Below are 13,170 nucleotides of genomic sequence, written 5' to 3' on the forward strand. Positions count from 1 at the left end.
AATCATTATCATTTGTCAACAGTAAATACCATATTCCATGACGGTTAAGTGCTATTTTTGAAATGTTTTACTAGAAATCGGTCAGATTGCCCGCACTTTATGTGAGAGCTTTTCTCATCGTGTACGTGCATTTCATCGCTTTGCGTATGTTCGTCCTTGCCCAACATCTGAATAATGTGTCCGAATTGTGAAAAATAGACCTGTATTGATTCATTTTTATATTTGTCATTCTCTATCGCTTGAACAAAAACAAAAATACAGCCCCTACGAAATTCTTCGAGGTGGCTGTATTCGAATTAATAACATATTCAATTAATGCCACTTAGAGCTTCGGTTCCGGGACTAGGTTGATCACAGTCGTTCCACTCTGGACACTCACGATGTCCTTCAGATCAAAATCGGCCGGAAGCTCCACTTGGTGCCCATAAGGATACAGACGATCTGCTTCGGCAACAGTTAGGTTTTCCACTGAAGATGAATCTGCTCCCGTAGACTGAGATGGATCTGAAGCCGTGCCGTCTGTATCTCCCTGTCCTGTGCCTTCATCCGTAGTGTCAGAGGCTGTGCCAGTACCTGCATCCGTCGTGCTCCCTGCTGCTGGGTCTGAAGTGTTGTCCTCCGTTGAGGCTGAATCTGCCCCCTGCTCGGCTTCTCCGCTCTGCTGAGTATCGTCCAAATTATCGGTAGAAGAACCTGCTGAGCTTCCTTCAGACGTACCCTCTGAGCTGTCACCAGCTGTACCTTCGCCATCGGGCTCCTCATTTCGGTTGAAACTCTCCCATTCACCCTCAGCATTGAGCTTCTGTGTAGTACTATCTTTCAAGTTCCATTGGAGAGTGTCCGTTTGCAAAGCATTGCTGTCCGTTTCGTCTCTGTAACGGATCACCAACTGGGCAGGCGTCTTTGAACCGTCGTCCGCTTCGGATGCAGGAACGAGGTAGGCGATCTGTTCAGCGAGCTCCACCACCGGTTCAGCGGGAACAACGGGCTCCTGTGTTGGTGGAGGTGATGCCGCAGGTGTCCCCGCCTTATCGCTCATCAAAGCGTACGTGCCTCCAGCTATACCAAGAATCAGGATGACAATGACCGATCCTAGAAAAAGGTTCTTCCTTTTACCTGTCAGCATGCGCACCAATGGGGAAGCCAACTCTGTTTTGGCGCGGTCGTAGGCCGGCTTCATCGTCTTGCTTGCTCTGGCATAATAGGGTTTGAAAGCTGACTTTGACTTGAAAGCTTCGCGATCATGAGCCTTGAAATAAGCCCCGATTGCATCCGAGTATCCCTTATGTGCGTTTGAGCCGCGAATAAACAAGCGTTGATTCCCCGACCACTCCATAAATTGATACAACACTTCTGTACGTCCTGAACTACTGTAGATAAATTCAATCAGGCCTGGATAATCGAGTCTGTTGCTGCCGCTACCACCGCGATAGAAAGCCAGTGGCAGTGCTTCAAATGAAGCCGTATCCGGGCGCTCGCGAAGCTCTCCGGCAAGCCAGCGACGCGTCCAGCGCTGGAGCTCATTACGTTCGGCTAAGGAGAGGGATTCCAGCTCCTCTTCGTCACGCCCCTCACCGCTAAGCCATGCCCGCGCTGCCAGCATCATGTTTGTACGCGCAGATACATCTGAGCCCTGGCGAGCAGCCCAGTCCCGAACCTCGTTTCCGTGCAACAAAATATCAATGCTTAACAGCTGTTCACGGTTAACCCGCTCCAGATCGAGATCCTGGATCATAAACAAGTTAATTACGTAAGCCAGCTTATCTGCGAGCCGGGTTAAATCCTCCTGATACGCCGGTGGTTGGACAGAGGACTCAGGTCCACCTTTCCGGTTAGCGCGGACTGTAGCTCCAGACTGGCCAATTCGGGCGGTAATACCCGTGTCTAAGGAGCCTGCAACTGGTAAACGATCCAATACACTAACCCGCTTAAGTGCCTCATTGGCAGACTGAACAGGGTTGGGCGCAGAACACAAACGTTCACGCAGCTCGGTTGCTGTCCGTTCCAGCAAGAAACTATTGTGGATGGCAAACGGGTGAGATGTAATCCATCTCTGGATCACTTCCACGACGTCGGCAGCTGATTCCGTACGTTTCAACTGATTATCCAGATAGGGCTCGAACAACAGCTTGGTCAATGATTCGTTCGCCAGCACTTTGTCGAAGAAAGCACGGCTTAACAGGCTGTCCCGATCCAGAAAGCCATACAGTTCCTGCACGGCACGCATACGTTTCTGTGAACGGGCGTTATTAACGCCATAGATGAAATAATCCACGATTCGGGACTGTACGACTGGCGCAGCGACCCGGAAATACTCCCCGATGCGTGCTGCAACCGATTCTTCAGGCACATTCTCCCGTTTGACGCTGTCCAGCTCACGACTGAGCAACGTCAGGAACAACTCGTTCAAACGTGAACGTTGCTGCGCTCCGCCTTCCGGTTTCAAGTAGGTGAGCAAGCCACTGAGGACATCGCTTTTGTTATCCAGGTACAGATCTTCCATGCCCTGCTCCAGACGATAGAACATAGAAAGTTCCCCATACGCTTCAATGGAGAGCTCCCGTCCAGGTTCCATTCCGGACAGCATCTCATCCGCAAAAGCATAAAATGGATCGGCAGCCGCAGGTTCGTGCAGCAGTGACCAGGCGAATTCCGCATAAGGAAGCTTCGCCACAGATGCATCTGCATGGGTAACTCTGCCCGATACCAGATCAAAGGTGAAATCTTTCTCCGTATTTCGATCTTTCGGACGCAGCGTGCCCCGCTCCACAAACTGGAGGTGGATGCCTTTCTTCGCCTGCGGCTCCTTCGCAAACGTCATAAAGCCGAGCTGCCGCCGGAACGCGTAAGGCAGCGCCGTAAATAACAAACGCAGCAGTCCCTTGGCTCCGGCTGTAACTTCCTCAGCGGGCACATCCAGCGCAATATATACCTTCCGACGTGTCGCTACAGCTTGCATGACGGCGTAGAGCAGACGCTTGAATACCACTTCGTCCATTTTCAGAGCGCCCAGGATCTGGCTTGGAGAACCTTGCCCAACAGCAGCTGCACGTGGCAATTCGGTAAGCGCAGGCAGCACTGTACCTTGTTCGATGTCATAGGACGTGGCGAACACAGCATCCAGCCAGCCGCCTTGCTTCATCTGCTCTTCCGAGCGTTCGGGAGACAAGACATAGTTATGGGCGAAAAAAGCGCTGCGCAGCCCAGTGAAATCAGCAGACTGGTACACATTTTGCCCCAGGATCGTCTCCCCGCTCTCCAAGTGAAGCAGGTGAATGGACGGCGGGAACTTCGTCTCGTCCTTCTCACTCCGCCCCGTCAGCTCCGCTGGAGCGTCATAGACGCAGTAGGGATGAAGCACTTTTTTGATAAAAGAAGGGTCCAGTCCCGGCGATGCGGCAACCGTATCGAACCCCTCCGTTGTGCGAAACACCCCGCGCCGCTCTCGAGTGTACAGCTGTTGTTCAATTGGCGGGGTTATGGAAGAACGCATCATCCCACTCTCCCCTCAATGTACTTCAGCTTGTACAACAGCCAGAGGAATGGCTCATCGACACGGATTGGACTGACCACGCCTTGCAGCTTCATATCCACCGGATTGCTTCCCAGCGCAGACACCGCAAAGTAAGCCGTATCCTTAAAGTACACATCCATTGTGCCTTTGAACGGACGGTCCACCTTCTCAATAAAACGCCGGATCTCCCCGTCGATATTTTCGAATTCAGTCAGATCAAACCAGTCGCGGTGCACCATGTTGCGGAATACATTACTGTTGGATTTGATGTAATCGCCCTCTTCATCCTTGAGGGAATGCAGCATGTCGCTTTTGGTGAGTACAACGGCTGTCGGAATATTCGTCTTGGCTTTGTCCTGGTACGCGATAAAGTCACCGAACATCGTTAACACCACATCACGTGGCTCATCGTATCTTGGCGTCCACTCCCCCGGCTCATTGCCAAGGTTGATACGGATTTTATCCCGGATGGAACGAATCTGAAGCGGGTCCACCATGAACAGAATGCCTGCCGAGTTCTTGATATGCTGCCCGTGAAGTCCCAGATAGTCCTGCTCCACCATACCTTCACCAGCGACGTCAAAGAACACCAGTGTCAGCGGAGCTTTATCTTCATCCTTGAACACAAACTGGAAAATAAACGGCTCCTGCAGCTTCTCCTTCTGCGTTGAATCCAGCAAATCGCCCCGCTCGAATAGCGGTTCTTCATAATCGGCACGGAACCGGCGGCTAATCTCCGCATTCAGCGGCATGCAGGCCGCATCAAAATGATCGGCTGTGTAATGCTGCAATGTATGAATCAATGAAGTCATGTAGACGGATTTACCCACCTGGGATGCCCCGATAATGGAAATGATATTGCTTGGTGCTTTGCCTGCCGTGACAGGCAGCTCGTTATGGCACTGTGGGCACAACCGACGCCGTGTAACCACACCATAACGATCGTTCAGTCCCATCACAATGTTATCCGAATAGATGCGATGTTCCTCAGGTACATCATGCGGAGCCAGCACTGCCTCCATATCAAACACCGTATCCAGTCCAAACCGTTCGCGATATCGATTCAGCTTCGCATCTTCCCCAAGTGCGTAGTCCTCATCGTCGTCGCGATGATGCGCAGCCCGGAACACAACCTCCTCCGGTGAAAACTTGCTGAAACAATACGGACATACGATATCGTAAAACAACGGCCGCTCTTCAGGCTGCTGTCTCTTCAAAAACCGACTAAAAAAGCTCATAGCCACTCCCCTCCCCTGATCAGTTAGACAAAGTTGATTTACACTTGCACTACGATGACAGAGTAACCTTCCAATCGCTGTTATCCCCAGATTTTTTTGATTCCCTTTTCTAAAGGGGAAAATCCGGGGATAAAGGCGAACGCTCCGCTTTTTCAGGTTATTTCTGTCCTCTCCGTTTCAGTGTAAAAAATTAGCCTAACTATCTAGTCTGATATAAGCCGATAGGCGGCTCCATACTTTGGTCCGTCCGTGAAGAACAGCCTCACGTAATCGTCCTTGGCTACCTCGACGGGTGGCATCTCATTTCTCCCGGGAGCAAAATCACTCACAAAAGGGTACACCGTGCCATCTTCCTTATTCAACGGAACCCCGCCTTGCTTGCGGACATAACAGAGCGCTTCCTTCGGAACAGGTGCTTCCGTTGTGACGGTCATCAGTACACTTTTTCGTTTCTGAAAAAAACCGCTCTTGTATCGGATCGAAAAGCGAATATCCGCCTTGCCTGCACTGGCAATTACCGTGTTGTCTCCATCACGCTGACGCACCAGAACTGGCCCGTCCTCCTCCATCTGACATAGATACACCGTGTAACGAATTGCACCAAAACCCGTGATTCGATCCATATATCCATTGCTCGCCTTATATTCTTCTTTCGTGTATAACTTCAGCTTGCCCTGTGCAGCCTGTTCCCCGGTACGATTATCACCCATCATATCGAGCTCCAGCCGTTCAACATATACAGCTTCCACGCTCTCTGGCCAGAGCCAGCGAAGTGTGCACTGGCTCTCATCCACTGCAAGTGTCAGTCTGCGAATCAGGGGCGCTGAAGGGTCTGCATCCGTAAAACGCATCTATCGTCTCCTCCAGACGTTAAAATCCTTTGCTGCGCGTATCTCTTGCCCGCTGACCGAATCCTTCCACCGAATTGGTTCCTCCACCAGCATCGCGGCGCCCACGAGTCTTCCGCGGTGTATTCTCCTTGATCGGAATAATCCAGGTGAACAGGGTCAATACAGCAGATAAAATCAGCATCGCTCCGAATCTTACAAATGTATCACCAACCGTTGATCCGTCCAGACCCCATTCGAGCAGAAGTCCTGCCAATAAACCAGACACGGCACCACCAATTCCGAAACTGAGTGCTAGATGACGGTTATCGAATACAAGTCCGAGCGACACGCCCAGCGCGACACCAATCAACAGTAAGGCAGCCACTCGGAAAATAGCCAGATACGTACTGTGCTCCATCATGCCTGTACGTTCGGTCACCAGCGTTCGTTCATCAATCGTATCGTAAATTTGCTGGAATGCCAGATTAAGTCCACCGGAATCTGGTACATCATAGTACATACCGCCCGTCTGCTGTGCGATATGACGCAGCAAGTCGGTTCCGGAAGGGTCCACCAGACTCAGCCCCACCGTATTGACGGCAATCTGTTCATTTGCATACTCAGACAAAATGCCTGATGTGTCTGCATCACTGAATCCATCGGATAGCAGAATCGCTACCGTTCCGCGTTTCGGGTCCTGTTTGCCCTTAATCTGCTCCATCGCTTCCCGCAGCACTGCATCGAAATTAGTTCCGCCCGAGGTCGTCACGATGCCATCAATTTTGCTGTACACCTCATTTTTGGCAGCTTCACTGTCCAACGGGGTGAACGGCTGAAGCAGCTCGGGTTGATCATCAAAGGTAATCACCGCCACCTGTTTATCGCTTTCCATTTGGCTGATCAGTGTTTTGGCCGCTTCAAAGCGACCGTTATCTGGGTCTGTCTCACTCATGCTGCCCGAGTTATCGATCATCAGCACGATATCCTTGACTTGCTTCACACCGCCTGGGTTAATCTGATACAGCAATTGCAGGGCAAGTCCGACGACAAACAATAGCGCCAGCGTTGCCGGAACAAGCAGTTTCCAGGATAGTCCCAGATATCGCAGCTTCCAGGAAGCTCCGTTCAGCTTTGGCGAGATCATCTCTGCGAGTAAACAGAATAATCCCACGCTAAGCGCCAACACGCCAAAGTATAATCCCATCAGCAATAGACGGGGCATTTCCCCGAGCCACTGACGCAGCATGATTTCTCCAGCCGCAAAGCCCACAGCTCCGCCAATCAGGCTGAACAGGACCAGGAGAAGATTGATTTTTCGCTGCATGTTTGCATGCATCCTTTCCAAACCAGCCGATGAACGGCTGAATTAATACAAGATGGGTTGATGAAAAATGAACGTATAATGTACTGGACGGAAACAGATGGATCGATCTGTACCTCCCTTCCGTCCATATAAGATACAGCCTTATGTTTTAACGCATGGGTGACAGCTTCTCGGCCAGATCGGAGGGATGGAGCTCATAACCATTCTCTGTATACGAATCGTAATACACCCGACCATTGCGATACACCATCAGGTCTTCCAGATGGAAGCCCCCCATCAGATTCAGCTTCTCCACACCACTGCTTCGTTCTTCATATACCACACCCAGCTTATAGATCCGTGACGTTTCTTCGGCATACGCCGCATAGTCCATGAAGGCACTATGGTGATCACCAAAGAAATATTTTTCTTCATAACGATGTTCCTGCGTATAGTCGAATACTCTTACCCGAACGACCGCCTGCTCCTCCAGTGTGCGATACAATCGGCGGAACAGATCATCACGGGTCAGTACATTTTTGTCCCCATAGGTAATTGTAACATTTGCCCGTAACAGCAATTCTTCTTCGAAGGGTACCCGAAGCGGTTCTGCTGTAAGCAGCATCACATGACATACCTCCATCAGACGTTGCAAGAGTCGCTCGTTTCCTTCTGTGGCAAGCCGGTTCATATCCCCCATATGGCGGTCCTCAAACCAGACATCCCGTCCACGCTTTGCCTCCAAATCTGCGATCAGCGCTTCCGTCACTTTGCCGTAATACTCCATTACGTTCTGACCGATATATTCATCTGCAGCCGCTATGCTCTCTACCGCTGTCTCACGCAAAACACGTTCCAGCGTTGCCAGTGTCTCCGTTACACTCCGGCTGAACGTATGCAGTTGTTCCATCTCTGTGTCGTAGACACGAAGCAGCTGCAATTCATTCTCCAGACGCAGCAATTCAACTTTGGGCACATACACACGCTCCAGCAAACAATCGATCAGGTTGCGCACGTTCTGTTTGTCACGGAACAACGCCCGTTTGAACGACTGATCCTCTACCCGCTCCTGCTGACGCTGCTCAAGCAAGGCACGTGCAGATTCAAGTTGCACCGATTTATCACGAATCAGTCCAAGCAAAGCCTCACGCACGCTGCCGAACCCATTGTCACTCCAGGCAGCCCACTGAAAATAGCCAACCTCAGGATGCTCCGTGCGCGATTGCTCAGCCTTACGACGAAGGGAGTCTTCTGTGCTGCGCTGACGTACTCGTTCCTCGGCAAGACGGACCACATTATCACGGAAATACGCCTCTGCCCCATGCCCGAACAATGCTCTCTCCGCTTCACGCAGCGAGAGCGGCTTCAGATCGGTGAAGCTGACGTTATGCGTCATAATGCCGCTCATGCCGCTCACCAGATCCTCATCGGGAAGAATCCCTTCCACTTTGCGCTCTACCGAAGCCCCATCCAGTCCGAAAAAGGCGAGCTTGTCCTTGATGCTCCACTCGGGTTCCTGCCGCATCCGTTCAAGCAAATAACGATACAGGTGATACAACACCGCGAGTGCAATGGGTTTGTTCGGCCGTCTAATCTCGGCAAAACCTGCACTGGCATAACCATGCTGATCCGAGGTCGTACGAATGTTATTTTTGAACGACGTATTGTTATACGTGTTGGCCCCCGTGCTTGATACGGAACCAGAGCTATCTGCATCCTGCTTCCGATTCTTGAGCAGACAGATTCGGCAGATGATCTCGGCATTTTCGATCCACCCGCCGGGTACGCCGGTTCCCCGCTCGTTTTTGTCTGACAAAATATATACGAGATCGAATAACGGAGAAGCGGGATGTACAACCGGAATGGAGATACCGTCCTCCGTAACCAGCAGATTGCCACTGAACGTATAGTCCAGCCCCTGCATGTAATCCAGTTCCCGCAGAAAAGCGAGTCCCGCCGCACTTGCATATCCAAAGGAATCGACCTGCTCCATCTCGCTGACCAGCACATGCAAATCGGTCTGTACCGACTTGAAGGATTGAGCCAGTATCGTCTCGGTCAGCTTGGTAAGCTCAGGCAACAACACATTCAATGGATCATCTGCCCTGGTTACAACGGTCACGTAGATTCGATCGAACGATGAATATAGGCGTCCGTATTCGGCAATACGATTACTCACCCGCCGCAAGGTACGATTCAGACCAAAGAGTGCCTGATCTGAATCGTGGAAACTGCGATGCACATCCTTGCGAAGCGTTTTGGAAGGTCGATCCGTCTGTATGGTGGACAAGGGAAGCACGTGACGGGTCACCTGACCATCATCAGAAGTGCTGCCATTCCTTGCATCACTCCCGCCGTTAACACGCGCATATCCTGAATGAGCACCATCGCTGTAATGGTCATGCTTCGTTTGCGCGGTGTCATGGTCACGATGTCGGGCATGCTCCTGATTTTCCGTTCCAATCTGTACATAGACTACGCCTTCTCCGTTATCCCACTTCAGCCGGTTGATTTCCTGGACAGCAGACACTGCCGGAGCGACCTGGTCACCCACGAACAAGAACAACGCGGGGTAATGGATGCTGCTTCGACCATCACCCAGGCTGCCTTGACGCTCCTGCTCTGTTGCATACTGTGCTGCATACTTCTCCAGATTGCGCTTCAGAGCATTGTTCGAGCTGAACTCCATCCCGGCCGCCATCTTACTTCAGCCTTCTGCGAATGTCATTCAGTTTCGATGACATCGTTCTGTAGAACTGGTAGATGTCTTCCCCGTTCGCCAGTTCTACTCGCTCGTATTCCAGACGATCACGGGATTCCATGAACAATGCAGCCAGATCATCCAACTTCGTAAGCAGTGGCGTGATATCTTCAGAAGCGGTCAGGTCGTTATCACGGCGGGACGCTTTGCGCAGCAATGTGCTGCGATCCTTCTCCGCGAGTCCACGGAAGTTGCCAAACACTTCATATTCGGCAAAGTTACGGCTCTTCATCAGGTTCGCAAACGGCTCCCACGCGTCTTCTTCCGGATCACGGTCATAGACGTACAGCGCGCCTTTCTTCACGATGGTATCGGTGTATAGTGCTTCGATGAAGCGGTCATACCACTGCTCCTCGTCCTGATGCTGGGCGAGAATGCCTTCCAGCTCGGCGACTTTGGCTGAGATAGCGTTCATCTTCGCCAGTTCTTCACGTACCCGTGCGATCAGCTGCGGGGAACGCACCAGGTTTTCTTTGGCCATATCTTCATTAATACTTCCGAAAATGTCCTTCACCGACACCCGTGGCAATCCTTCGGATTGCAGGCGTTTCAATTCAATAACTGCCCGCTTCACTTCACCCAGGTTCGGCGTGGTGGACGTGAGGCGCATGTCGTAGGCACCCAGCTTAGCAGACAAGTCAAACGGTTCCGTTGTCACAATTGCATAGCGGTTGCTTGTATTCTCATCAATGGATTTGGCTGTCACAATGTTGTATCCGAGCGCCTGCTCGAATTCGGTACGTACACGGGCATTGTACTGCTTGACCCGGGCGTTCTCGTACACATCTCCCCATGATTTTTCTGGAATTGGCGACGGCAGATAGGTCCAGTTATTCTTTTCGGTTTGCACCAGATGGCGTCCGATACCTTCTTTGTCCAAAATGGTACGTTCATAACTTTCCTCATATACTTTGAGCGGTGTATACACAAACAGTGGTACCCCGTTGCGAGTGTTCAGCCAGAAGATCCGGTTGCGCACTTCACTTTCCTTAACGGTAAAATGGGATTTGCCCACCGCATTGTTCTGATAATTGCGAATCCCTCTCAGAATGCCCGGCGCCTGTGCTGGTACCGATACGAATCCCCAGGATGGGAAATGCAGACTGCCTGTGCTATTGCTCAGATTGAACACCGGAACCGCCTCATCATCCAGTTTGCCTGCAATGAAGCGTTCCACGAATTTCTCGACCGACTCGTCCTGTCCATATTTGATAACCAGGAAGTCCTCCATGGAGCGGGTAATCAGATCTCCGAACTTCTCGGTCAGGAAATCAGAGATGGAGCTGACGATATCGATCTCGTTTTCTTTCACCCACTGGCTGGAGTTCTCCAGCAATTCACGCGAGAAGTCACGGATCAGATCATCCGTATCACGCTTGTCCAGCAGTCCATCCACCACACTGACGATATCCGGCACACTTACAACGTTCCAGTAATACGTTTTGTTGCCTTTGTGATCGGACTGTTCTTCGCCGCGTGTCAGGATATCCCCGTTTTTGGAGAAGATCGAGCTAAGTGCGTTCAGCGTTTCAGTAAATACGTTATAAATGCGGCTGTTCTCCTGGTTCAGCAATTCATACAGGTCTTCGTAGAACTCAATCATCTGATCATTGCGTTCCACATCGGCGTGCAGCCAGTACTCATGAATTTTTGCCTCAATATAAGCATTCTTCTTCTTCTCTTTGGAGACGAAAGCACTCTTCGCATCGCCCAGCTTCTCTTCCGACTGCTCTTGAGCGGCCTCAATGTCACGCGGAATGCGGAAAGCATTCTCACGCAGAGTTTCAATGTACGACTGAATCATCTTCAGTACACAGAAGCCTTTTTCCGTGTAGATCAGACGGGAGACATAGAACGGACCCTGTTCAGGATGCAAAAACATACGTCGGATCTGTTCGGTGAACTGACCCGCAATCTCACCCGGCAGTTGCTTCTTCGCCTTGATATATTCCTCACGGGCACGAGCCAGGAAGTTCTGCTCCAGTTCGGTGTCCATGTTCACGACCTGTGATTTCACCACATTGCCATAAGACAGACGCTCACTGTTCTGGTAACCTGGCAGCGGCTCCGGCACACGGGCTTCGAAGGACTTGACCACACTTTCGAGATCAATGCCCAGCTTGCGGGCAAACTTCTCGGTATCCTCCTGGTTCGGTGCTTTGGAGAACATGGTGCTCATTTTGTCGAACATGCGGTAAGCCAGATAGGTCGTCATTTCTTCAATCGGCAGTACCGCTGAGGATGCACCGATAATGTTGTAATCATAGTTGGCCGGATAGGCTTTGTTCATCTGCGCAATGTTCGTACGAATGTTGCTAATATAATCGTGAATGGCAAACTCCTCGCCGGATTGCTTTTCCTCACTCGCCATAAAGTTGGTGATGTTCTCGGCGGTGACGTTCATGCAGTAATCATAAGCGTTCTCCAGCAGTTTGCCTTCCGTGTTGGTAGCAGAAATCAGATGGCACAGGTTGAACGGCGGCAGCGGTGAATTTACCGTCAGAATATTGCCATATTTCTGAGAGAAACGCTCCCCCCGGCTGTCCACGTTCATCCAATAATCCAGTTCCTTGAGCGCAGCGTATCCATTCTTACGGATATATTCGCGAGTGTGTTCACTCAAGCTTTTGTTGGACAGGTTCACGTCTGGGGTGAACAGATATCCCAGCGTGTTCACGCGGTCAATCCCGGCAGAGCCGTGATCACGTTCGATAATCCCGCGTACGATATAAGAAATATCGAGGAAGCAACCACTGCCCGTACCTCCGGAAAGACCGGTCAGCAGGAACACCATCAGTTTCTTGTTGGTGCCTACAGATAAAGTTTTGATCTTTTTATCGATCGCCTGCACGACCTGGTTAATCTTGGTGAAAAGAAGCAGGCGTCCAGCCTGACGCACCCCTGCGGCGCCGTTCATGCCATCGGTGATGCTCAGCTCTGGGGACAGCCAGTCCGTAATATACGGCTCCAATACGCTGCGGTTCTGAAGCAGTCCACCAATTTCGGCATTGGACAGCAATACGAATTCATTAATTGGATCGAGTCCGATGCCTTTATACTTTTTGGCGCGATCCTGTTCGTTCGTTTCAAAAGCAAGAAACTCCACGTTGGACGGTTTATCCATTTTTTTCTTGGATACCGGGTCCTGTGGCAGCTTGAAACGTCGGTTAATCTGGTATTTAAGACGCAACAGCGCATCAATACCTGTTCCTCCAAGACCGATAATCAGAATCGGGTTATCAATCGTATCGACTCTGATCTTCTCACTGACAATTCCTCCGCCAAGCGATACATCCAGTTGCTGAATATGTTCTCTAACAATCGGTTTCATTCGTTGTCCTCCCTTTGGTTAACACAGTTGGAACTACAAAATAGTTACACTTGCCACTCCGATGACAGAACAACCTTCCGATCGCTGTTATCCCCAGATTTATTAATTATATTTTACAAAGGTGAAAATCTGGGGATAAAGGCGAACGCTTCCGCTTCTTCAGGTTATTTCTGTCCTCTACGTTCTCGTGTAA

6 protein-coding genes are annotated in these 13,170 nt (G+C 50.9%); all 6 read right to left on the reverse strand.

Annotated features, from left to right (window positions below; translation table 11 throughout):
- Positions 1-322: 322 nt before the first annotated feature.
- The 6 genes from AC3ITG_RS29890 to AC3ITG_RS29915 all read right to left on the reverse strand — a co-directional run bounded on the left by AC3ITG_RS29890 (position 323) and on the right by AC3ITG_RS29915 (position 12,977).
- Positions 323-3,496, reverse strand: coding sequence for a GAP1-N2 domain-containing protein (locus AC3ITG_RS29890; RefSeq protein WP_489252184.1), 3,174 nt, complete (start codon positions 3,494-3,496; stop codon positions 323-325).
- A complete protein-coding gene (locus tag AC3ITG_RS29895) occupies positions 3,493-4,752 on the reverse strand; it encodes a TRAFAC clade GTPase domain-containing protein (protein WP_024632789.1) in 1,260 nt (419 codons plus the stop codon). The genes AC3ITG_RS29890 and AC3ITG_RS29895 overlap by 4 nt, the downstream gene beginning before the upstream one ends.
- A 203-nt stretch (positions 4,753-4,955) precedes the next feature.
- The gene (locus AC3ITG_RS29900; RefSeq protein WP_489252185.1) at positions 4,956-5,603 is read right to left on the reverse strand and encodes a beta-mannanase; all 648 of its coding nucleotides are present in this window, start codon (positions 5,601-5,603) and stop codon (positions 4,956-4,958) included.
- A 19-nt stretch (positions 5,604-5,622) separates the two neighbouring features.
- A complete protein-coding gene (locus AC3ITG_RS29905) occupies positions 5,623-6,906 on the reverse strand; it encodes a vWA domain-containing protein (protein ID WP_489252186.1) in 1,284 nt (427 codons plus the stop codon).
- 148 nt (positions 6,907-7,054) lie between these two features.
- Positions 7,055-9,586, reverse strand: a complete 2,532-nt coding sequence (locus AC3ITG_RS29910) for a transcription initiation factor TFIID (protein WP_489252187.1) — start codon at positions 9,584-9,586, stop codon at positions 7,055-7,057.
- 1 nt (position 9,587) lies between these two features.
- Entirely contained in the window at positions 9,588-12,977 is a 3,390-nt protein-coding gene (locus AC3ITG_RS29915) for a tubulin-like doman-containing protein (protein ID WP_489252188.1), read from the reverse strand.
- Positions 12,978-13,170 lie beyond the last annotated feature (193 nt).

It is taken from the genome of Paenibacillus sp. GL_099_B (assembly GCF_057835695.1).